This window comes from Helicobacter pylori (assembly GCA_008032955.1).
Taxonomy (GTDB): domain Bacteria; phylum Campylobacterota; class Campylobacteria; order Campylobacterales; family Helicobacteraceae; genus Helicobacter; species Helicobacter pylori_DC.
In genome coordinates this window covers 782,276-806,231 of record CP032046.1, presented here as the reverse complement: position 1 = coordinate 806,231, position 23,956 = coordinate 782,276, and the positions used below count along the sequence as shown (strand labels likewise).

The 23,956-nt window shown below is 39.9% G+C and carries 11 protein-coding genes and 2 pseudogenes; 7 read left to right on the top strand and 6 right to left on the bottom strand.

Going from position 1 to position 23,956, the window contains the following annotated elements; genetic code table 11:
- The first annotated feature begins 24 nt into the window (after window positions 1-24).
- Window positions 25-231: a tautomerase gene (locus D2C72_03860; protein ID QEF43498.1), complete on the top strand. Its 207-nt coding sequence runs from the start codon at window positions 25-27 to the stop codon at window positions 229-231.
- 56 nt (window positions 232-287) lie between these two features.
- Here the strand turns inward: D2C72_03860 and D2C72_03855 are convergent, their stop codons facing one another.
- From D2C72_03855 to gap, 3 genes and pseudogenes are all read right to left on the bottom strand, one after another.
- Window positions 288-1,388 (bottom strand): outer membrane protein, encoded by a 1,101-nt coding sequence (locus D2C72_03855; GenBank protein ID QEF43497.1) that lies wholly within the window; start codon window positions 1,386-1,388, stop codon window positions 288-290.
- Between the two features lie 51 nt (window positions 1,389-1,439).
- A pseudogene (locus D2C72_03850) lies at window positions 1,440-8,959 on the bottom strand (toxin).
- 80 nt (window positions 8,960-9,039) lie between these two features.
- Window positions 9,040-10,038: a type I glyceraldehyde-3-phosphate dehydrogenase gene (gene gap, locus D2C72_03845; GenBank protein ID QEF43496.1), complete on the bottom strand. Its 999-nt coding sequence runs from the start codon at window positions 10,036-10,038 to the stop codon at window positions 9,040-9,042.
- Between the two features lie 146 nt (window positions 10,039-10,184).
- On the opposite strand from gap, the gene D2C72_03840 reads away from it, so the two are divergent.
- From D2C72_03840 to D2C72_03825, 4 genes and pseudogenes are all read left to right on the top strand, one after another.
- Window positions 10,185-10,877 (top strand): Bax inhibitor-1/YccA family protein, encoded by a 693-nt coding sequence (locus D2C72_03840; GenBank protein ID QEF43495.1) that lies wholly within the window; start codon window positions 10,185-10,187, stop codon window positions 10,875-10,877.
- A 99-nt stretch (window positions 10,878-10,976) separates the two neighbouring features.
- Window positions 10,977-14,234: a carbamoyl-phosphate synthase large subunit gene (locus D2C72_03835; GenBank protein QEF43494.1), complete on the top strand. Its 3,258-nt coding sequence runs from the start codon at window positions 10,977-10,979 to the stop codon at window positions 14,232-14,234.
- A 4-nt stretch (window positions 14,235-14,238) separates the two neighbouring features.
- Window positions 14,239-14,670, top strand: a complete 432-nt coding sequence (locus D2C72_03830) for a Sua5 YciO YrdC YwlC family protein (protein ID QEF43493.1) — start codon at window positions 14,239-14,241, stop codon at window positions 14,668-14,670.
- Between the two features lie 176 nt (window positions 14,671-14,846).
- Window positions 14,847-15,540, top strand: a pseudogene (locus D2C72_03825) (TonB-dependent receptor plug domain protein).
- A gap of 1,711 nt (window positions 15,541-17,251) precedes the next feature.
- Here D2C72_03825 and D2C72_03820 read toward each other — a convergent pair.
- Entirely contained in the window at window positions 17,252-17,434 is a 183-nt protein-coding gene (locus D2C72_03820) for a hypothetical protein (GenBank protein QEF43492.1), read from the bottom strand.
- Between the two features lie 174 nt (window positions 17,435-17,608).
- Between D2C72_03820 and hofG the strand changes: the two genes are divergently transcribed.
- Window positions 17,609-19,153 carry an outer membrane beta-barrel protein HofG gene (hofG, locus tag D2C72_03815; GenBank protein ID QEF44184.1) on the top strand — a complete coding sequence of 515 codons (1,545 nt, stop codon included), beginning with the start codon at window positions 17,609-17,611 and terminating at the stop codon, window positions 19,151-19,153.
- Between the two features lie 818 nt (window positions 19,154-19,971).
- Here hofG and D2C72_03810 read toward each other — a convergent pair.
- Window positions 19,972-21,558, bottom strand: a complete 1,587-nt coding sequence (locus tag D2C72_03810) for an outer membrane protein (protein QEF43491.1) — start codon at window positions 21,556-21,558, stop codon at window positions 19,972-19,974.
- A gap of 21 nt (window positions 21,559-21,579) precedes the next feature.
- Window positions 21,580-23,136 (bottom strand): outer membrane protein, encoded by a 1,557-nt coding sequence (locus D2C72_03805; protein ID QEF43490.1) that lies wholly within the window; start codon window positions 23,134-23,136, stop codon window positions 21,580-21,582.
- 122 nt (window positions 23,137-23,258) lie between these two features.
- Between D2C72_03805 and D2C72_03800 the strand changes: the two genes are divergently transcribed.
- The gene (locus D2C72_03800) at window positions 23,259-23,456 is read left to right on the top strand and encodes a hypothetical protein (protein ID QEF43489.1); all 198 of its coding nucleotides are present in this window, start codon (window positions 23,259-23,261) and stop codon (window positions 23,454-23,456) included.
- Window positions 23,457-23,956 lie beyond the last annotated feature (500 nt).

Genomic DNA, 23,956 nt, shown 5'->3' with positions numbered 1-23,956 from the left:
GTCATCTCAAATTAAAGGAATACTATGCCGTTTATCAATATCAAACTTGTGCCAGAAAATGGAGGGCCAACAAACGAGCAAAAACAGCAATTGATTGAAGGGGTTTCAGATTTGATGGTTAAGGTGTTAAACAAAAATAAGGCTTCTATTGTGGTCATTATAGATGAGGTGGATTCTAATAATTATGGTCTTGGGGGCGAGAGCGTCCATCATTTGAGGCAAAAAAACTAAATCTTTAAAATTCAAAGGTTGCGATAACATTTAAGGGGTGCTTATTTTCTAACCCCCTAAAAACTATAAACATAACTCACATTAAACACCACAAGGCGTTTAAAAAAGAGAGAGGTATTTAACCCTTTGCCATGCGTTTCATAAAAGGAGTTGATCGCTAAAGGGATTTTTAAGCCCATTTCAAAGCCGTTATGCCTATCCACATTCACACGAACCCCAAAATTCAAAGGGATCTGGAAAAAACTCGTGTGCATTTTAGCTTGATAATTGGTCAAATAATTGTTGATAAAATCCGTTTCACTCACCCACATGCTCAAACCACTCCCCACCCACGAACTCCCCGCTAAAGCAAAGCCTGCATAAAAACCCACGCTAGAATGTTTTTGTGAATTATCAATGAAATTATACAGATAGTCTATTCCAAGCCCATAGAGATGGTTATTCATTTTGCCCAAACCATCAAAGCCATTACCCACAAAACCAAAGTTAGTGTAACCATAGTCATAGAACAAGTAATAACGAAACCCTTGATTTTTTTTCTTGGTAAAGAAATGCTTATACCCTACGCTCAAACCTACCCCATACATGCTTGAAACATTTTTAGAATAAGAGCTGGGATCAAGCGCATTCAAAGAATTTGAAATTTGAGCGATTTGAGAAGACAAAGAAGAAAGCATGTTGTTTTGAGATTGAGCGAATTGTAATTCTAAATTTTTTAAGTTTTCTGCTAATTCTAAAGGGTTAGTAACGGGTTCTTGCATTTTTTCTAACGCTTGGGCTAGTTTAAGGTTAGACGCAACGCCCCCGCTAAGCATCATTATTTTTCCAATATTTTGAAGGGTGGATTGGAGGTAGTATTGTTCGGCTTGCATTTCAGTGGGGGTTAGTTTAGCATTGTTTTTTAAAGCGTTATTAATATATGCAAAGGTTTTTGGCATGCCTTTGATTTCATTTTCAACTTGATTGAGTTTATAGATTTTGTTTTGAGCGTTAGAAATCGTTTGGATGCGTTCTTGATTCAAAAAGGGGTTATTATGCTCAACAGCATGACTAATGGAATATTCAAAACCCACGCTCGCATACGCCCCATTTTCTTCAGCGATACAATAAGATAAAAATAATAAGGGTAAAGAAAATAAGGCTTTTGGAAATTGCATGGTTGATCCTGCTATGAATTAGGCTTGTTAAAAATAAGTTTAATGATACCATTAAAAAGCATAGCGCATACCAATATTTCCGGTAATATTAATATCTTTATAATCAAGCCCAAACCTAGCCCCAATGCCCGCATTCACATAAAAGGTTTTGAATAGCCTTATCTCCCCGCCTGTGATAATGCTAGCAAAAGTGTTGTATCTGCCGCCATCTCTATAGCTTAGGGTGTTATTACCGATGAAACGCACCATTTTATCCCCCATAGAATTGATGAATAAATCTCTGCCCACATCCGCAATCACAAAATAATAAGAGTTTTTGTTGAAGTAGTGCCGGCTTTCTAGGGCAAAATTAATCGTTAGAACGGATTTTTTATTAGGGTCAGCATTGGCTCTGAATTGGTTATAAATAGGATCATCCATAATGCCCCTTAAACCAGACAAACCAATGTAATAATAGGCTAAGCCTATTTGAGGTTTAAAAATAACGCTTTTATCTTTAAACATGAAATCATAGCCATAATTGATTTTAGCGTCAGTCGTCCAGGTGTCGTATTTGTAAGACTGATTGATGATTGAGAGCAGGGAGTCATAAGAGTTGATGAAAGTCTTATTGTATCCCCAAGTCTCATTCAAGCTCATCGTTAATTCGCTTCTTTTGATAAAGGCTCGGCTATAAACACCCATATTGACATTGCTAGAGCCTGATTGAGTGATGTTTGCATGAAACCCGCTATACCCATAAGCGGCATAACCCCCAACAATCACGCCCTTAATAAACCTGTCATACCCTATATTAATACCATATAAAGTCCCAGTGCCTCCATTAATAAAACTAGCCCCTCCAACTCCTGTCGCCCACACATTATTTTTAACTCTGTTTCTTTGAGAGTATTTTAAAATCACATCCATAGCGTTAGGGATCGCATCAGCGAATCGCTTGTTTTTAAGGGCTTCTAAACGCTCATGGAAATCAGTGCTAGCAAAGGTTGAAGTGTCAGAGAGCTTGGCTAAACGGCTCATTTGTTGCGTGTAGGTGTTGATCTGTAAAATATTGGTGGCGTCATTTTTAAAATCAGGGTTAGCGATGACTTCTAAAGTGTTAGCAATGTCTCCAGCGATCGTGGTTAAATCTTTTGTGGAATGGCTTTCTAAATAATAGGGAGCGAATAAAGGACTTCCCTTAGTTTCAAAGATTTTATTGAGCCAATTAATCGCTTGAGTGCCTCCAGCTTGATCAATGCTATCCACGCTTTGAACGCCCTGAATTTGAGCGATATATTGTTTTAAAGTGGGGGCTTGTAGGTTGTTGATAGGATCATTAGAAACAGCGATTTTCACTTTATTATAAAGAATGGAAGTGTAAATGTATTGATTTTGAGAATCTTTAAAGCCTACAATTAAACCGCCATCTTTAATGCTCACGGCTTGCCCGTTATAAGTTAAGCCGTTATCAGTCATCACCATGCGCTTGCCATTAATGTCAATGAGCGTGTAAAGCTTAAGGTAATTATCTAAACTGCTGCCTCCTGTGATTTGGTCGTTATACCCATAATAAATGGCCTTAGCGCTATCAATGAGCGTGTAAGTGCCTGTTTCTTTTGAAGAAGTGTTGAATTGGATTAAGGGGTTATTGTTATTAGCCATAATTGTCGCTGCGCCTTGAGCGTTGATAATGGCATGGCTAACTGAATGGCTGAGGTTAAACACCAAGTCGCCATAGCTATTAAAATTCCCCATGACATTCAAACCACTAGCGTTAGTGCTTAAAGTCGCTTGTTGGTTTAAGGTGAAATTACCATTAATGTTAGCTGTAGAGTTAGAGGCGTTGTTAAAAGCGTTAGTGATGGTTAAATTATTGGCTTGCAAGGTTGCGTTTTCATTAAGATTGAGCGTGCCTATAACGCTATTATTTGTTACTTGAGACAAATCAATAGCCCCATTAGAAGCGATGACGCCTAAGAAAGTGAAGTTGTTAGCGCGCACGCTTAAAGACTCATTAGTGGGGGTTACGCTAGAGTTTGTAGAAGAGCTGTTTTTGGTTGTGGGGCAATTGGCTAAATTGACACAAATTTCCCCTTTTTGAACGCTCACGTTATTCAAACCCGCATTAAGGCTTAAGCCATTAGTGGCGTTTAGGGTGGTGATATTGATATTAGAAACACCATTAGAAGCAAAAATCAATGCGCCTTGATACTTGCTAAAGTCAATCGTATTATCGCCATTAAAGATAATAGACTTGTTGGCGACAAAATTCAAACTGCCCCCTGTGGCGTTGCTAAAAGAGCTGTTATTGACAAAAACATAGCCATTGCTTAAAAAGTTAAAATACCCTTTTTGCCAAAATCATGCAAGCCTCTAGGCGATAAAAGAGCGCCTAAATCGTTTTCTTTGAGCGCGTTTTGTAAAGAGGGCGGCAACACGCTCCCTAAACCTTGATTATAAACGCCGCTCAACCCGCCTTGAGAAATAACATCATTAATGATATCATTCACTAATCCTTGACTTTCTAGCTTTTTAACGACATCTTGTCCTAAAAACTCGTTCAACAAGCCGTTCGCTACCACACCAATGTCTTTTTGCAAGCTTGTAGGGGGTTAGTAATATCTTTTAAAACCACGCTTAAAATAGAGCTTAATTCAGAAGCGTCTATATACCCACCGATGAAATTCAAAAGCCCTTTATCGTCTAGCATGCTTTTTAAAGACTGCTTAGCAAGGTAGTTTTCTATGATGGATGGGGTAACAAAATTGCCAAAAATGCTTAGTTTTTTACTGATAATATTTTGGATTGCATTCATGACTCCGCTATTATTCAATAAATCATCTAAATTATTTTGACCTATAAGTTGGCCTAAGGTTTCATCTTGCAAGCTAGCGGGTAATTCCTTACTCAAAGGGCTTAGAGCGTTTTCTATAAAGTTCCCTAAACCGCCGGCTTGCTTGATTTTTTCCATAGCCACTTGACTGAGAACATTCGCTAAATTCCCTTGATTAAAGATTTTATCAATCCCTTTTTGGCCCAAAAGATTAAAGATATTGTCTGTGGCTTGAGCTTCTATATTAGCTTTATTCAACACTAAGTTATTAGCGCTTTGAAAGGTTACATCCGCGCTCCCTCCACTTTCAAAAGCGTTACCACTTCCAAGCGTTCCAGTGATATAAATGCTTTTAGCTTTAAAATCAGCGTTAATGTAGCCTAAATAGGGGGAAGTTGAGCCTAATAATTGCCCCAAGTAAGTGTTTCTAAAAGAAGAACAAGTGGCGCTATCTAGCGCGCAAGGACTGCTATAGCCATTGCCCCCAAACCATATAGAGCTAGTAGAGTTTGTAATATTATCTTGAGTAGCGCCTATAACGAGATTCCCATTATTAAAGGTTTGATTGATGTTGTCAGTCAAATGGTTGATCGTTTCTAGGAGCGCTTGCTTTTGCGCTTGGGTGATTTTAATCTTGTCTAAGAGTTGCAACACTTCATTGATGTTAGTGATATTGTCTAATTGGTTGGATTCAATCATTTCTTTTAAGGTAGCGGAATTTTGAGAAAGGATCCCTAAAAGCGTTTTTAAATTTTCACTAGAAAAACCCTTATTGTAGATATTTAAACTACTCAAAGGCTGGTTGAACGGGCTATAAGTGCCTGGGGCTTGAGGAGTTTGAGAGCCTTTAGGGGTGAAAAGGCCTTTAATGTTGCTTGTCAAGTAATAAGTGCCTGCTTGATTGTCGCTATAATCATAGCTATAATCGGTAGGATTTTGCTTAGAAGCTTGGTAATTATAAAGCTCAGGAGCGATATTGAAAATAGTGTTAGAAGCCGAGTTTGGGTTATTTAAAACTTCTATGGTTAGATCCCCATTTTTAATGCTCTCTTGAATGATTTGAGAAGAATTGAGAGGGTTTATAAACGACCAAGTTTGAATGTTGTTATTATCGCTATAGGTAGCGTTTTGGATTTTCATGCCATAAAAAAGGATTTTTTCATAGCCATTAGCCCCACTAATGCCAGTAATCCCTTTTTGAGCGTTTAGGATGTTGTAAGTTACAGATTTTGTAATGTTGTCAAAAATATTGATGTCAGATAAATTAATATCCCCATTATTCCCTAAAACAAACTGCCCGCTAACGCTCATTAAAGCCTTAGTCAAAGAGGGCGCATAACCATTAAAATTCAACGCCCCATTAGCCGTGAGATTATTAAAACTCAATGAGCTTGCGCTGTCAAAATTAAAGCTTGCTGTATCAATAGTCGTGTTGCCTCCAAAATCAGCCTGGCTTGCGCCTTGAAAATTGATATTAGCGTTTAAAGAGCTTGTGTTATTCGCATTCAAAACGCTATCGTCTAAATTAATAGTGGTGTTGTTTGAAAAACTAGCGCTAGAAGCGTTGAGCTTGCTACTAGCGTTAAGACTGAGTATCCCGCCATTAAAAAAGAGGCTACTAAAGGTCGCTTGACTCCCGTTATAGATATTGAGACTCGCTTGATTGTTAAAAGCGCTCGTGCCATTCGCATTCAAAACGCTTTGATTGTCTAAACTCAAATTAGAATTATTATCAAGCGTTAAAGAATTTTTAAAAGCGGCTTGACTTTTATTGCCAAGCGTGATATTGGCGTTGTTTTGCAAGGTTGTATCGCCATTAAAGTTCAGCAAACTTTGAGAACTGAGCGTAAAATTCGTGTTGCCTAAAAGCTGTGTCGTAGCGTTAAAATTGCTTGTCCCCCTAGAATACAAGACATTGAAAACCGCTTGCGTGTTATTGAAAATAAGGCTATTAGCCTGCAAATTATAAACTGCCCCACCATTCAAACGAGAATTGATAAAGCTTAAAGAATTAGAAGCGTTAGCGCTAATAACGCTTGATCCTCCAGGGTTTGTAAAGCCGCTGAACGAAGCGTTAGAAAACGAAATGTTCTTAGCCGTGAAACTGAATTTCCCCCAAGTCATATCGCTAAAACTGGAATCAGTCACGCTGATATTGTTTGTAGCGTCAAAAACGGCATAGGAATGCTGACTGGCCCCCGTTTGAATCATTTTAGTAACGGTTTCAGCGTCATTATAATTCAAGCCATCCATAGTGATATTATCGCTTGCTTTAAAGGTGATGTTCGCTCCCCCACCATCTGAATTTGAAACGCCTTCACCGGTTTTAAAATTATTGGTCAAGTAAATGTTAGCCGCATTAAAAGTTCCCGTGATATAGCCAAAGCCTCCATGCCCTATCCAAATCAAGCCGTTATCATTCACGCTCTCTGTATTATTCCCTATGATCAAAGTGCCATTTTGGATATTAACGCCAAAACTTCTTCCAAACAAATTAGCTGTATAAGTGCTGAGCGTGTTGCCGCTTTGACCGCTCTGTCCTGAAAGGTTAGGATCGATATAATAAATGCCTTTGTTTGAGTAAGTTTGATTTTGGAGGTTATAAACTCCATTCCACACATTCGTTGTGGGTAAATTTTGAGTAGGGGGTGTGGGCGTTGGTGAAACTTTATTAGGGGGAGTGTTTTGCACTGTGTGTTTTGTAGGAGTGGGTGCATGGCTTGGTGTGGGGCTTGTAGGCTTAGCGTTAGCTATCGCTTGTTTCAATCCCTCTTGTTTAGTATTAAAAGCGTTTTCATCATTTTGTAAGGTTTGTTCATCTTGTTGTTCTTGTTTTTGAGCTTGATTAAAAGCTTGTTCACTAAAGCCTGTTGGGGAGTTGGCTAATTGTTTGAGCTTGTCTAAATCTCCTTGTAACGCTTGTTCATCTTGAGCGATTTGTTGGTTAGTGTTTTCTAAACCTTGAGCGTCTTTAGCGACAGTAGTATTTTTGCTTTGAGTGTAGCTTGTATCATTATTTGCGATCGTGTTGTCGCTAGTAACATTATTCAAAGCGTTTTGGGAATTAGCTACATCCTCTTGATAGGTTTGTTGGGCTTGTTGTTGTTCTTGTTTTTGTTGTTGGGCTTGCGCTTGTTGTATCGCTTGTTTCAATCCCTCTTGTTTAGTATTAAAAGCGTTTTCATCATTTTGTAAGGTTTGTTCATCTTGTTGTTCTTGTTTTTGAGCTTGATTAAAAGCTTGTTCACTAAAGCCTGTTGGGGAGTTGGCTAATTGTTTGAGCTTGTCTAAATCTCCTTGTAACGCTTGTTCATCTTGAGCGATTTGTTGGTTAGTGTTTTCTAAACCTTGAGCGTCTTTAGCGACAGTAGTATTTTTGCTTTGAGTGTAGCTTGTATCATTATTTGCGATCGTGTTGTCGCTAGTAACATTATTCAAAGCGTTTTGGGAATTAGCTACATCCTCTTGATAGGTTTGTTGGGCTTGTTGTTGTAAATCGTCTCCTAAAAATTGGGTAATGATGGATTGGTTGTTAAAGGTTTCTTGTAAGGTTTCATCTTGCCCATTAATATCAAAGGTTACATCATAAGTGTTATTGCCCACTTCAACATGACTAATGGCTTTATCGCCCTTATAGTTGATTAGATCCCACAAATAGCTTTGATAAACCCCATATTGGATCGCTCCGTTTGTAGTGAGAATGTCATAGGTTTGATTATTATTAAGGGTTTGATTGAGGTTAAAAATTGCATCAGAACCAAAGGACACGCTACCTTTAAGGCTAGCAAAAGGCGAACTTGAATTCAAAGTGTTAATGCCTGAGAAACTCACCTTATTCGTATTAAAGCTATAAGTGCCTTGATTGAAGGTGTTGTTATTAAAGCTAGCGTTGCCATTAAAATTATAAGTGCCTTGATTGAAAGCACTGTTATTAAAAGCAGATTGAGCACTATTAAAGCGGTAAGTCCCTTGATTGAAATTCGTTTGATTGAAAGAGATAACGCTATTATTGTTATTACCGCTGAAACTAAAGCCCCCATCAGTATCATCTTTAAAGCTAGAGCCACTGACCTTGATATTAGAGCCTTTAAAATTCATGTAAGATTTTTGTATCCCTGCATGGCTGTTATCAAAACTCGCTTGATTGATAGTGATATTATTGGCCGCATTAAAATTGAGCGTGGCCCCACCGCCATCAGCGTATGAGTTTCCGGTTGTTAAATGGCTAGAATTAAAATTCATCGTTTGAGCGTCATAAGTGCCTGTGATATACCCTACATCACCCCCATTAATACCTGTGCCTCCAAAGCGGATATTCCCCCTATATCAAGCGTGCCGTTATTGAATTTCTGCGTGAAACTAGCCCCACCAGCGCTATAAGTGGTAAGAGTGTTTAAATAATAAGTCCTAGAGCCTTGGGTGCTGCTAAAAAGACAATAGGAGTTGTGCGTGGGTGAATTAGGGCCGCTTTCAATATTGTCTTGATAATTCCAAGACGACCATGACCAATAACGGCATTCGTTAGCCCTTAGGTGGGATAACCCCCTAACGCTCCTATCAATAAAACCGAAGCTTTTAAAAAAGATTTGTTGCGATTAGAGAGCTTTTCAATAGATTTTGTTTTTTTATGGCGTTTTAAGGGCTTTTCACGCTTTAAGATTTGATTCAATGTGAAAATTTTCTTTGAGATCTTATTCAATTTGAAAGATCCCTTTGAAATAAACCTGGAAATCAATCTGGCCTTTTTAAACGCCATTTAAAACTCCAATCGTTTTTATTAAATCCCACATTATACAATTTGATGTTAAACAAACTCAAAAAGATTCGCAAAATGACTCAATAATGATACATGAATTGCGCCATATCCACCAAACGATTAGAATACCCCCATTCGTTATCATACCACCCCATGATTTTGACCATATTCTCTAGCGTGAAAGTCAAATCAGGCGCAATGATAACGCTATTAGGGTTAGAAATGAAATCAGAACTCACCCTTTCTTTTAAATCTATCTCTAACACGCCTTTTAAAGTCCCTTTGGAAGCTTCAATCAATAAATCATTGATCGGATCTTTAAAGGCCTTTTTTTCTAAAAACAAACTCAAATCTATCATGGAAACATCAAGGCTAGGCACTCTAACGCTATGCCCATGCATTTTATTTTTGAGATTGGGTAAAACTTTATGCAAGGCTAGGGCGGCTTTAGTGGTGGTGGGGATAATGTTGCTTGCGGCCGCTCTGGAGCGCCGTTTATCCAAAGGATGGGCCAAATCAATGAGTTTTTGATCGCTCGTGTAGCTATGAATGGTCGTTAGCATGCCCTCTTTAATGCTAAAAGCTTTGTCTAAAATCGCGCAAATGGGTGCGATAGCGTTAGTCGTACAAGAGGCGTTAGAAACAATGGCTTGGTTTTGATAGAGAGAATGATTGACCCCATACACCAAAGTAGGGTATTGTTTTTCATCGTATTCGCCCATAAAGGGAGCGGATAACAACACCTTTTTAGCCCCAAGCAAAAGGTAATTTTCTAGCGTTTTAGGCTCTAAAAACTTCCCTGAACACTCTATGATAACACCCACGCCCTTCAAGTCTTTGATGCTATTAAAAACAGGGATTTCTAACGAGCCGATAATAAGCTTACCATTAGAGTAACGCACCTCCTTATTGAGCAATCCATGCGCGCTGTCATGCTCTAAAAGATAAGCGAGAATTTCCCAATTAGCGGGGTCATTGATGCCTATCACTTCTAAGTTAGGGTTTGTATCATTGCGCTCTAAAATCGCTCTTAAAACGCATCTCCCAATGCGACCAAATCCATTGATAAAAATTTTCATCGTAACTATTATCCTATTTTCAGACTTCAATTTCAATTTTTAGGGGGGTTTTGTTTGGTATTTTACTACATTTTGCGCTATTATATTGAACCTAGCTATAGGGTTAATTAAAATTGTTTATTGAGTTGAATTTCAAGGAGTAAAACATGGCATTGTATGACAGAGCGAATTCTCGTAACGCGTATGCAGAAGATTCTGTGTTGCATGAAAGCGAGCTGGTGAGTTTTGTTAAAACGACTTACAAGTTCTTTGCGGGCAGTTTGTTACTAGCGACTATTGGGGCGTTACTGGGTTTAATGAATTTTCAAGCCGTAGTGCAGTATAAATGGGTATTTTTTATCGCTGAAATTGCGACGTTTTTTGGTTTGATGTTTTCTAAATCTAAACCCGGATTGAATTTATTCATGTTGTTTGCTTTCACTTCATTATCAGGGGTTACTTTAGTGCCTTTGTTGGGCATGGTGATTGCAAAAGCTGGTTTAGGGGCGGTTTGGCAAGCTTTGGGCATGACAACCATTGTTTTTGGTTTGATGAGCGTGTATGCCCTTAAGACTAAAAACGATCTAGCGAATATGGGTAAAATGCTCTTTATCGCTTTGATTGTGGTGGTGGTGTGTTCGCTCATTAACTTGTTTTTGGGTAGCCCCATGTTCCAGGTTGTCATTGCGGGAGCGAGCACGATTTTATTCAGTCTTTATATCGCTTATGACACTCAAAACATCGTTAAAGGCATGTATGATAGCCCCATTGATGCGGCGGTGAGCTTGTATTTAGACTTTTTGAATGTCTTCATTTCTATCTTGCAAATCATTGGTATTTTTTCAGACAGAGACAAATAGTTTGAAAAAATAGGGGGGGATACCACGCAAAAACCTAATAAAAAATATTTTAAAATATTGATAACGCTTCGTTTTATATTCTTTTTTTAAGGATTGGTTATGCCTAAACGCACCGATATTTCCAACATTCTACTGATAGGCTCAGGCCCTATTGTGATCGGGCAAGCTTGTGAGTTTGACTACTCAGGGACTCAAAGTTGTAAAACCTTAAAATCTTTAGGTTATAGAGTGATCTTAATCAATTCTAACCCGGCCACCGTGATGACTGACCCTGAATTTTCTCATCAAACTTATATCCAACCCATCACCCCAGAAAATATCGCCGCTATCATCAAAAAAGAAAAGATTGACGCTATTTTACCCACAATGGGCGGGCAAACCGCTTTGAATGCGGTCATGCAAATGCACCAAAAGGGCATGTTAGAAGGCGTGGAGCTTTTGGGGGCTAAGATTGAAGCGATTAAAAAAGGCGAAGACAGGCAGGCTTTCAAAGAAGCGATGTTAAAAATCGGGATGGATTTGCCTAAAGGGCGTTACGCTTATAGCGAGTTAGAAGCCCTAGAAGCCATTAGTGAAATTGGCTTTCCAGCTATTATTAGAGCGAGTTTCACGCTGGCTGGTGGGGGGAGTGGGGTCGCTTATAATATTGAAGAGTTTCAAGAATTGGCTAAAAACGCCCTAGACGCTTCGCCCATTAATGAAATTTTGATTGAAGAGTCCTTGTTGGGGTGGAAAGAATACGAAATGGAGGTCATACGAGACAGCAAGGATAATTGCATCATTGTGTGCTGCATTGAAAATATTGACCCCATGGGCGTTCATACCGGCGATAGCATCACGATCGCTCCAAGCCTAACCTTAACCGATAAAGAATACCAACGCATGCGCGATGCGAGCTTTGCGATTTTGAGAGAAATTGGCGTGGATACGGGCGGGAGTAATGTGCAATTTGCGATCCACCCAGAGACTTTAAGAATGGTTGTGATTGAAATGAACCCACGGGTGAGCCGCAGCTCCGCTCTAGCTTCAAAAGCGACCGGGTTTCCTATTGCAAAAGTGGCTACCATGCTTGCGGTGGGTTTTAGCTTAGATGAAATCAAAAACGATATTACCAACACCCCGGCGAGTTTTGAACCTAGTTTGGATTATATCGTGGTGAAAATCCCTCGCTTTGCGTTTGAAAAATTTGCCGGTGTTTCTAGCACTTTAGGGACTTCTATGAAAAGCATTGGCGAAGTGATGGCGATAGGGGGGAATTTCTTAGAAGCCTTACAAAAAGCGTTATGCTCTTTGGAAAATAATTGGCTAGGGTTTGAATCGTTAAGCAAAGATTTAGAAGCGATCAAAAAGGAAATCCGCCGGCCCAATCCCAAGCGCTTGCTCTATATCGCTGATGCGTTCAGGCTCGGCGTTAGCGTTGATGAAGTGTTTGAATTATGCCAGATTGACAGGTGGTTTTTATCTCAAATTCAAAAGCTAGTCAAAGCAGAAGAGGGCATCAATTCTAGCGTTTTAACGGATGCCAAAAAATTAAGAGGGCTTAAAAATTTAGGCTTTAGCGATGCCAGGATTGCCGCTAAAATCAAAGAAAATGAAAATTTAGAGGTCAGCCCTTTTGAAGTGGAATTAGCTAGAATGCATTTACAAATCGCGCCCCATTTTGAAGAGGTGGACACTTGCGCGGCGGAGTTTTTATCGCTCACGCCTTATTTGTATTCCACTTATGCCCCTAATCCTTTGCCCCCTATTGAAAACAAACAAGAAAAACAAGAAAAGAAAATCCTAATCATAGGCTCTGGGCCTAACCGCATCGGTCAAGGCATTGAATTTGATTATTGTTGCGTGCATGCGAGCTTTGCTTTGAAAGATTTAAACATTAAAAGCGTCATGCTCAATTGCAATCCAGAAACGGTTAGCACAGATTATGATACCAGTGATACGCTCTATTTTGAACCCATTCATTTTGAATGCGTGAAGAGCATCATTCAAAGGGAGCGAGTGGATGGCATTATCGTGCATTTTGGGGGACAAACCCCTTTAAAACTCGCTAAAGATCTAGCCAAAATGCAAGCCCCCATTATTGGCACTCCTTTTAAAGTGATTGATATTGCTGAAGACAGGGAAAAATTTTCCCTCTTTTTAAAAGAGCTTGACATCAAGCAGCCTGAAAACGGCATGGCTAAGAGCATTGATGAAGCCTATAGTATCGCTAATGTGATTGGTTTCCCCATTATCGTGCGCCCTAGTTATGTGCTAGGCGGCCAACACATGCAAATTTTAGAAAATATTGAAGAATTGCGCCATTATTTAGAAAGCGTTACGCATGCTTTAGAGATTAGCCCTAAAAATCCGCTCCTTATTGATAAGTTTTTAGAAAAAGCGGTGGAATTAGATGTGGATGCTATTTGCGATAAAAAAGAGGTCTATATTGCCGGCATTTTACAGCACATTGAAGAAGCCGGAATCCATTCAGGTGATTCGGCGTGCTTTATCCCTTCCACTCTAAGCCCTAAAATTTTAGATGAAATTGAGCGAGTGAGCGCGAAAATCGCTCTGCATTTAGGCGTAGTAGGGCTATTGAATATCCAATTTGCTGTGCATCAAAATTCGCTCTATTTGATTGAAGTCAATCCCAGAGCCAGCCGAACTGTGCCTTTTTTAAGTAAGGCTTTAGGCGTTCCTTTAGCGAAAGTAGCGACTAGGGTTATGGTGTTAGAAGATTTGAAAGAAGCCTTGAAGTTCTATGATAAAAAAAATATCGTGGGATATTCTAAAGGCGTTTATAAGCCTAAAATGCCCCATTTTGTGGCTTTAAAAGAAGCGGTTTTCCCTTTTAATAAACTTTATGGATCGGATTTGATTTTGGGGCCTGAGATGAAAAGCACCGGTGAAGTGATGGGGATTGCTAGATCTTTAGGGTTGGCTTTTTTCAAGGCTCAAACGGCTTGCTTTAACCCCATTAAAAACAAGGGGCTTATTTTTGTTTCTATTAAGGATAAGGATAAAGAAGAAGCATGCGTTTTAATGAAGCGCTTGGTTCAGTTAGGCTTTGAATTGTGCGCTACAGAAGGCACGCATAAGGCTTTGGAAAAAGCCGGGGTGGAGTCTTTAAAAGTGCTTAAAATCTCTGAGGGCCGTCCCAATATCATGGATTTGATGATGAATGGGGAAATCAGCATGGCTATCAACACTAGCGATCACAAATCTCAAGATGACGCCAAACTCATACGCGCTTCTGTGCTTAAAAACCATGTGAGTTATTTCACGACTTTAAGCGCGATAGAAGTCTTGATTTTGGCGTTAGAAGAAAGCTCTAAAGAAGACGAGTTGTTAGCCTTACAAGATTATTTAAAGTAGTTTGATGGCGTTAGTGTATCTGGCTCAAAGCGATACCACTATCGGGCTACTCTCTAAAGACAGCGAAAAACTCAACGCCTTAAAAGGCCGCCCTAAAAACCAAAGCGTTTTAATAGAAAGCGCTGATTTTACCACTTTAAAGAGCCTAGTGCGCGCGCCCAACGCTTTTAAAAACCTCATTAGAAGAAGCGCTAAAACCACTTTTATTTACCCTAATTCCAAGGCCGTTCGTGTGGTTAAAGGCAGGCATGGGGATTTTTTAAAGCGTTTTAAAACGCTCTATAGCACCTCAGCCAACCTCACCCAATGCGCTTATGATAAAGAGATCGCTTCCAATCTCGCTGATGTCATTGTGAGCGATGAAAGGGGTTTGTTTGAAAGCGCTAGCTCTAAAATATTCAAGCTTTATAAAGATAAAAAAGTGAGGGTGAGGTAGAAAAGACCTTTCGCATTCTGCGCGTTTTGAAAGGGGTTTTTGTGGGATTTTTCTAAAAGTTTATCATTTGTTTATCAAAAATGGCTAGCTCTTTTAAGGCGATTGTAATATTTTTTTGATTATAATAACACCTTTGTTTTTTAAGAGAAATTATTATAATATTTAGGATTTTAAGAATGAATGACAAGCGTTTTAGAAAGTATTGTAGTTTTTCTATTTTTTTGTCCTTATTAGGAATGTTTGAATTGGAGGCTAAAGAAGAAGAAAAAGAAGAAAAAAAGACAGAAAGAAAAAAGATAAGAACGCCCAACACACTCTAGGCAAAGTTACCACTCAAGCGGCTAAAATCTTTAATTACAACAACCAGACAACCATTTCAAGTAAAGAATTAGAAAGAAGGCAAGCCAACCAAATCAGCGACATGTTTAGAAGAAACCCCAATATCAATGTGGGCGGAGGCGCGGTGATAGCGCAAAAAATTTATGTGCGCGGTATTGAAGACAGATTGGCTCGGGTTACGGTGGATGGCGCGGCGCAAATGGGTGCAAGCTATGGGCATCAAGGCAATACGATTATTGATCCTGGAATGCTCAAAAGCGTGGTGGTTACTAAAGGGGCGGCTCAAGCGAGCGCGGGGCCTATGGCTTTGATTGGCGCGATCAAAATGGAGACTAGGAGTGCTGGCGATTTTATCCCTAAAGGTAAAGACTATGCCATAAGTGGGGCTGCAACTTTTTTAACCAATTTTGGGGACAGGGAAACCATTATGGGCGCTTATCGTAACCATCATTTTGATGCGCTTTTGTATTACACGCACCAAAATATTTTTATTATCGTGATGGGGATAATGCGATGAAAAATCTTTTTGACCCTAAAGCGGAGAATAAAGTTACAGCAAGCCCTAGCGAGCAAAACAATGTGATGGCTAAGATCAATGGTTATTTGAGCGAAAGGGATATCTTAACGCTCAGTTATAACATGACCAGAGATAACGCTAACCGCCCTTTAAGAGCGAATTTTACAGGCACTTTTTTACCCTATTCTTGCGGTGATTTTAACGCTTTCCCTAACGAGAAAAACCCTAGCGATTGTTTGTTTGAAAATGACGCCAGTTTGTTTAAAACTTATAGCGTCAATTTAGTGCATAACGTGAGCTTGAATTATGAAAGAGAAGGGGGGAGTCGTTTTGGCGATCCTAAATTAAAAATCAATGGCTATACGAGTATTAGGAATGTCCAAATTGACCCGCTTTTTAGGCCTAACGATATAGCGGCTATCATTCCTTTCACCCCAAACCCAAAACTCGGTGAAGAAAATCAATGCGTGGCGCAAGGGGGCATTTATGACGCTACTAAACAAACTTGCTCCATCACTTTTAAAAGCCTTGGAGGGGGTTCTGTGGTCGCTAATAAAAATTTATTCATCATCAATTCTGGGTTTAATGCGAACGTGATCCACACCATAGACCACAAGAATGACAATCTTTTGGAATACGGGTTGAATTACCAGAATTTAACCACTTTTGATAAAGCGATCCCTAATAGCGAATTAGTCAAGCCCGGCGATGCCCCTGACGCATGCTTAAGAGTTACAGGACCTAATGATCCTAACATGAACGGGCGCTGCCAACGAAATGGCGCTACGGCGAATGTGGTTGGGGTGTATGCGCAAGCGAATTACACCTTGCATCCTATGGTAACTTTAGGGGCAGGGACTCGTTACGATGTCTATACTTTAGTGGATAAAGACTGGCAATTGCACATAACCCAAGGGTTTAGCCCTAGCGCGGCTTTAAACGTCTCGCCTTTAGAAAATTTGAATTTCAGGCTTTCTTACGCGTATGTAACCAGAGGCCCTATGCCTGGAGGCTTGGTGTGGATGCGTCAAGATAATTTGCGCTACAACCGCAATTTAAAGCCAGAAATTGGGCAGAATGCGGAATTTAACACCGAATACAGCAGTCAGTATTTTGATTTTAGAGCTGCTGGTTTTGTCCAATTGATTTCTAATTACATCAATCAATTTTCTTCAACGCTTTTTGTCACCAACTTGCCCGCACAAGATATTATTTATGTGCCTGGTTATGAAGTTTCAGGGACAGCTAAATACAAGGGCTTTTCTTTAGGCTTGAGCGTGGCGCGATCATGGCCTTCTTTAAAGGGGCGTTTGATCGCTGATGTGTATGAATTGGCGGCCACAACCGGCAATGTGTTTATTTTAACGGCAAGCTATACGATCCCACGCACCGGTCTTAGCATCACTTGGCTTTCACGCTTTGTTACGGATTTGAGTTATTGCTCTTATAGCCCTTATCGTAACGGCCCTACGGATATTGACAGACGGCCTAGCAATTGCCCTAAAACCCCCGGGATTTTTCATGTGCATAAGCCCGGCTATGGGGTGAGCAGTTTCTTTATCACTTACAAGCCCACTTATAAAAAACTCAAAGGGTTGAGCCTGAATGCGGTGTTTAACAATGTTTTTAACCAACAATATATTGATCAAGCAAGCCCGGTGATGAGCCCTGATGAACCCAATCAAGACAAATACGCAAGGGGCATGGCAGAGCCTGGCTTTAACGCTAGATTTGAAATTTCCTATAAGTTTTAAAATTTGAGCGCGTGGGGGCTATTTTCTTTGAAGCGATTAAAGAAGTGAAGAAATAAAAACGCCCGCACAAAAACAAAAAAGGAGGGCTAAAAGAAGCGAGGATTTCATGCGTAATGAGTCCAATCAAAAATAAAACATTCTTTAGAAGTAACAAATATATGATTTTAATCCTTTAATTTTAAACCAATTTACAATAAAGGGTTATTTTTTGTAAAATAAGGTTGTGGGTTTTAATCAATATTTTAACTTTATGCTGTTTTTTTTTTTTTTTGATTATAATTATAATCTCAACAAAAAAGATCATACAATTAAAATTAGGGAGAGTTTAATGAGGCAAGAAAAGTATTTTCTGACTTCTTCTTTATCGCTTTTATCGTTTTTATTGTGTCCTGTAGAAGCTTTTGATTATCGGTTTAGTGGTCGTGTGGAGAGCTTTTCTAAAATTGGTTTTAACAATTCTCAAATCAATACTAAAAAAGGGATTTATCCTACTGAAAGTTTTATAGATATTGTAACTTTAGCGCAAGTCAAAGTCAATTTACTCCCTAAAGGCACTGAAAACCACAGGCTCTCTGTTTCTTTGGGTGGGGCGATTGCAGCCATTCCTTATGATAAGACTAAGTATTATATTAACCAAGCTAACGGGAAGGTTTTTGGCTCAATTGTGGAGAATTTCATTGGGGGCTATCATGGATACTTTTTTAATAAGTATCTTGGCCCTGCTTATGCGGGGACTTCCCAATCGGCGAGCTATCATGCAAGGCCTTATGTGGTGGATACCGCTTTTTTACGATACGATTACAAAGATGTTTTTGGGTTTAAGGCGGGGCGCTATGAAGCGAATATTGATTTTATGAGCGGTTCGAATCAGGGGTGGGAAGTGTATTATCAGCCCTATAAGACTGAGACGCAAAAATTAAGGTTTTGGTGGTGGAGTTCTTTTGGGAGAGGTTTGGCGTTCAACTCTTGGATTTATGAGTTTTTTGCGACAGTGCCTTATTTGAAAAAGGGAGGCAATCCCAGTAACAGCAACGATTTCATCAATTACGGCTGGCATGGGATCACCACGACTTATTCTTATAAAGGATTAGACGCTCAATTTTTTTATTATTTTGCGCCTAAGACTTATAACGCTCCCGGTTTTAAACTAGTCTATGACACGAATAGGAATTTTGAAAATGTGGGCTTTCGCTCTCAAAGCATGATAATGACAACCTTTCCTTTATACTATAGGGGGTGGTATAACCCAGAGACAAACACTTATAGTTTAGAAGACAGCACGCCTCATGGCTCGTTGTTAGGGAGGAATGGCGTTACTTTAAATATCCGCCAGGTTTTTTGGTGGGATAATTTCAACTGGTCCATTGGCTTTTATAACACCTTTGGCAATTCAGACGCTTTTTTAGGCTCTCACACGATGCCAAGGGGTAATAACACTTCCTATATCAGTAATGAAATCTCCGTAACGACTAGGCATGCCGGAATGATTGGCTATGATTTTTGGGATAATACGGCTTATGATGGGCTGGCTGATGCAATCACTAACGCTAACACTTTCACTTTTTACACTTCTGTTGGAGGGATCCATAAGCGTTTTGCATGGCATGTTTTTGGGCGCGTCTCTCATGCAAATAAAAATGCACTAGGGCAAGTGGGGAGGGCTAATGAATATTCTTTGCAATTCAATGCGAGCTATGCGTTCACTGAATCGGTTCTCCTTAACTTTAGGATCACTTATTATGGGGCTAGGATCAATAAAGGGTATCAAGCAGGGTATTTTGGAGCGCCCAAGTTCAATAACCCTGATGGCGATTTTAGTGCCAATTACCAAGACAGAAGTTACATGATGACCAACCTCACGCTGAAGTTTTGATTTTCAATCAAACCGCAGCAAGTTAAAAACACTCCAAGGCATTTAATCTAAGTATAAAAGATTTTGCACAGCTCGTTTTTTAAAAGCGTTTCCTAGAGATTAGGGGGATTTAGTTTTTTGGGGGGTTGTGGGGGGTTTCAAAATGCCCCTTATCCCCTTAAAAAATGGGTTTTACCATAAAATTTAAAACGATAAAACAAAGTTTTAAACCACAGAAACCCTAAACGCCTTTAGCGTTTGATTGCTTTCACCATTAAAGCGTTCTTAGGGGGTTAATCCTTATTAGATCATTTGATAAGGGTTTGGGTTGTTTTTCTAAGTATAAAAATTTTGAAGCGCTAAAGCTTTTAAAAGTTTTTAATCAAGCGTTGTGAAGTGCCAAACCGCTAAAGACGATTGGGATTTCTGCTTGGGTGGTTTTAAATATAAAAGAGTTTTGAAGCGCTAAAGCTTTTAAAAGTTTTTTAATCAAGCGTTTTAAAATCTCAATAAGCCTTGAGCGTTAAGCTTTTTGTGAGTGGTAGCTTTTAATAAAGCGTTATTAGGGGGGTTAATCCCACTACTATTTGATTATTTGATAAATATTTATGTTGTTCTTGAAGTGGGGGTTAAAGGGTTAAATCAAAGCCTAATCGCAGCAAGTTAAAAACACTCCAAGGCGTATTTTAAAATAAACATAAAAAGAGCTTGTGCAAACAAATTTTTTAAGCGTTTTTAGGGGGTAATCCCACTATTTGATTATTTGATAAATATTTATGTTGTTCTTGAAGTGGGGGTTAAAGGGTTCAATCAAAGCCTATAAAAGGCCTTGAGCTTTTTTAGAAGGCGTAGCCATAGACCCAATACACGCTATAAGGGCGGAAGTATTTCACTTCAGCGCCGCCAGCTTTATAATAAGTGTTGTAAATCGTGGGGATTTGCACACCGATTTCTATAGAATGTTGGTTATGGCTTTTCAAGTCTTTTTTCAAGATACCAAAGTTCATGCGTAAGCCCACATCAAACAAGAATTGGAATTTCGTCGCTGTAGGCCTGTTCGCAAGCTGAGGGCTGTTTCTTAGCGTGCTGATATAAGTGTCCCCTGCGAGTTGGATCCCCCCAAAGAAGCCCGCATTAAGACTTCGGCTACCAAAAGAGCGGCTAAACACATTGTAAAGCACATCAGTCCCCACCCCATAAGTGAGCAAATTGACTTGATTGTAAGTGGGGCCATTACCCACGCCCGCGCCGTTATAACTGAAGAAGCCGTAGTAGCGTAAGCCCACATTCTTGTTTTCTCCAAAGAATTGCTTATAACCGATTTTAGTGATAAACCCGTTAAACGCATTCACTTGAGAGCTGTTACCGGCAGCGAAATTCCCAAGCCATGGGTTAGCTTTAAGCTCGTTATTCAAAGCGCTAACTTTAGCCAAAGTGTTTGTGGTGTTGTTTAACAGTTGGGTAGAGCGCGCTTGATCAATATTCCCGCCATAGCTCACTTGATAGCCTGTTGAATTGCTGATGTTAGCGTTGTTGGCTAGCGTTAAAGCGTTTTGAGAATTATTGACGATGTTTTGCACCAAGCTAGTGAATTCCTTAGCGCTCAAATCATTCCCGGCGTTAGCGGAGTTGAAAACATGTTGCGCTAAAGCGGCGTCCAAAAACGCTGCGGCAGCCCCACTATCACCGCTTGGCCCCATAGTGATTGAAGCTTGCTTTAGGATATAAGCGATTTGTTGAGCGGTAACCCCATTCCCATAAGCTTGATCAGTGTTGTTTTGAAAAATCCCACCCGCTTGGTTATTGGCGTTTAAGAACGAGTTCATGTAAGTCAAATAAACGCTAGCGGTGTTAAGCTCACTGAGCTGGTTGGAGAGATTAGCGCTCGTGGTGTTGTTGTTGCCTTGAAAGATATTCTTGCTGATGTTTTGACTCAAAGCTTTGATAGAGCCAACCATTTCTTTATAAAGAGCCAGGTTACCTTGGAAACAAGGGCTATTGCTAGTAGTAGCGGCTGCGGTCGCACTACTACTACCATTATTAGTAGCGCCACATTGATGGATATTGCTAGTGTTCAAAGTGGGATACAAATCAATCAAATTGTCTAATTGGTTCATAAAGAGGTTGCCCAAAGTCCCAGCGACATTGCCTCCTGTGCCTGCAATATTGATATTGGTGTTGTTTGTCGTATTAGAGTTTAACAAGCCGGCTAATTCTTCGGCTTTGATTTTGCCCGGGTTTTTCACTTGTTGGACCACCTGACCTAATTCATACCCAAAGGTCATAAAGCCCCCATCTTCTTCAGCGCCCACTGGATTGAAGCTCAAGCTTAACGCTAGGCTTAAAGGGGCTAAGAATCTTACTTTTTGAGATTGTGTCATTAAATTTTCCTTAATCATTTTGAATGGCTTTAAATTTTGTTTCATGTTTGTCTCTTCCCCCCTTTCTTAGAATGAATACCCATAAGACCAATAAACGCTATAAGGACGGAAATACTTCACGGTAGTCCCTGCTGATTTGTAATAAGTGTTATAAATCGTAGGCACCACCACGCCAAATTCCACCGTGTGCTGGTTGTGGCGGTTGGATTTCCCGTCCAACTTACCGAAGTTCATCCTCATCCCAAAGTCAAAGAGGAACTGGAAGTGCGTGTTATTGATTTTCCCATGCAATTTCACGTTGGGGTCATCTCTGAGCGTGGATTGGACGGTTTCGCCGGCTAATTGGATACCGCTAAAAAAGCCCATATCCACAGAGCGGTTTTGATAGGAGCGGCTAAAGATGTTATACAACACATCAGTTCCCACCCCATAAGTGTATAACCCTACGCTGTTTTGAGTGGATCTAAAGCCCACGCTCGCCCCGTTATAAGAAAAGAAACCATAATAACGCAAACCGATATTCCTTTTCTTCCCAAAGAATTGCTTGTAGCCTATTTTGGTGTAAAACCCGTTCATGATATTCGTCGCACGGCTGTTACCGGCTCTGAATTGAGGCAAGTAGGGCATGCTTCTGACCTGATTGTTGAGCGCGTTGATTTTATCCAAAGTTACTTGCGCGTTATAAAGAGCGTTAGGGAGCTGACTAGCGCGCACATTCACAGCGTTAGCTTGGTTGGGGTTTATCCCAGCATTATTAACCGCGCTCCCGCTAATGGTGTTTTTAGTGAGCTCGTTATAAACCAATTGAGATTGATCAATAATGCCTTGCACCAAACCTGTAAAAGCGGCTGAATTGAATTCCTTATTCCCAATGTTAGCGGCTACGGCAGAGTTGAAAGCTTCTAAGAGCAATTCATCTTGCTTGAGCAAGTTCGCTGCGTTATTTAAGATATTTTGTTGGTTTTGAAGGTATTGGATAGCTTGCGTGGAGTAAGTTTGACCATCTGAACCAGTCGCACCGCTAGTGCCACTAGTAGCAGTTCCATTATTAGCTACTAAAGCCTTATTCATCGCATTAAAAAACACATTCCCCGCGTTCAAGTAGGTGAGCTGTTGTTGCATGTTGGGGAAATTGGTGTTCGTGCCGTAGTTGGTCTGGCTGCCGATCGTGCTTAAAATCTTGTCAGTCAAGCTGGGGAGCCAGTAATAGCCCGCAGCGGTACAAGCGCTTTGACTGTTATCAAGAGAGCTGCTATTAGCCGTCCCTGCAGCCGCGCAAGTCCCACTGCCTACCGCACCACTTAAAAGAGCGTTCGCAGACACATCGTTACTATTGAGTTTCGTGGGATACGCCCCTAAAAGCGAATAAAGGTATTGGGAGAAAGCGTTACTCAACGCCCCTGCGACATTGCCTCCGGTGTTGTTGTTTAAAATGTTGTTCGTTACATCAGCGTTAAGCTCTCTGGCGAGTTCGTCGGCCTTAGCGCCGCCTGGGTTTTGGACATCTTGCATGACTTGCCCGAGCTGATAACCGACGGTGAAAAACCCTCCATCGTCTTCGGCATAACTTATGCTAGCGCAAAGGGCTAGACTAAGAAACAGCGTTCTATTTTTCTTTATCATAATTTTCCTTATCAATGGGATGCTCCTTGATTGAGTTTAAATTTGGGATTTAGTTACATCAGAGCTTGTAAATAATGTTTAGTAATACAAATTGTCAAATGTAATTGTGATATTTTCACATAATGAAAATTAAACTAACCTTAAAAACCCCCTTAAAGACCCCTTATAAAGGAAATAAAGTTACAACAATTGGAGCGCTTTTTACAAAAAAAAAAAAAAACGGGATCTTAGGGGGATTAGCCTTAAATTTTTGGGGGTTTTTAAAAACGCTTTTTGGCATTTCTAGGCTTTTTAATGTAAAATCACGCCAACGCAAATAGTCATTTTAAGTTATCTCTTTTGTTGTGAAAATTTGGAGCATGTTAGGGTTTGGGGTGATAGTGGGTGGTTACCCCGAAAGGAGATAACCAACTATGAAATTACTATTAGTGATCATAGTTTTAATGGTCCTAGCGACACCATTATACTAAAATTTTGGCTCTAGCGCAAGCTAGAGTCTAAAATCTATGGTTGCTAGCGTTTTCTTTTTTTTGACTAGCGTTAATCTCTTTGATTATTGATCATAAAAAACACACTTTCAACATCTTTCTAGGCTTTTTAATGTAAAATCACGCCAACGCAAATAGTCATTTTAAGTTATCTCTTTTGTTGTGAAAATTTGGAGCATGTTAGGGTTTGGGGTGATAGTGGGTGGTTACCCCGAAAGGAGATAACCAACTATGAAATTACTATTAGTGATCATAGTTTTAATGGTCCTAGCGACACCATTATACTAAAATTTTGGCTCTAGTGCAAGCTAGAGTTAAATCTATGGTTGCTA

What these genes read in the sequence shown, in the direction of transcription:
- D2C72_03860 (QEF43498.1), top strand. Translation starts at nt 25, where the DNA reads ATGCCGTTTATCAATATCAAACTTGTGCCAGAAAATGGAGGGCCAACA.
- D2C72_03855 (QEF43497.1), bottom strand. Translation starts at nt 1,388, where the DNA reads ATGCAATTTCCAAAAGCCTTATTTTCTTTACCCTTATTATTTTTATCT.
- gap (QEF43496.1), bottom strand. Translation starts at nt 10,038, where the DNA reads ATGAAAATTTTTATCAATGGATTTGGTCGCATTGGGAGATGCGTTTTA.
- D2C72_03840 (QEF43495.1), top strand. Translation starts at nt 10,185, where the DNA reads ATGGCATTGTATGACAGAGCGAATTCTCGTAACGCGTATGCAGAAGAT.
- D2C72_03835 (QEF43494.1), top strand. Translation starts at nt 10,977, where the DNA reads ATGCCTAAACGCACCGATATTTCCAACATTCTACTGATAGGCTCAGGC.
- D2C72_03830 (QEF43493.1), top strand. Translation starts at nt 14,239, where the DNA reads ATGGCGTTAGTGTATCTGGCTCAAAGCGATACCACTATCGGGCTACTC.
- hofG (QEF44184.1), top strand. Translation starts at nt 17,609, where the DNA reads ATGAGGCAAGAAAAGTATTTTCTGACTTCTTCTTTATCGCTTTTATCG.
- D2C72_03810 (QEF43491.1), bottom strand. Translation starts at nt 21,558, where the DNA reads ATGAAACAAAATTTAAAGCCATTCAAAATGATTAAGGAAAATTTAATG.
- D2C72_03805 (QEF43490.1), bottom strand. Translation starts at nt 23,136, where the DNA reads ATGATAAAGAAAAATAGAACGCTGTTTCTTAGTCTAGCCCTTTGCGCT.
- D2C72_03800 (QEF43489.1), top strand. Translation starts at nt 23,259, where the DNA reads ATGAAAATTAAACTAACCTTAAAAACCCCCTTAAAGACCCCTTATAAA.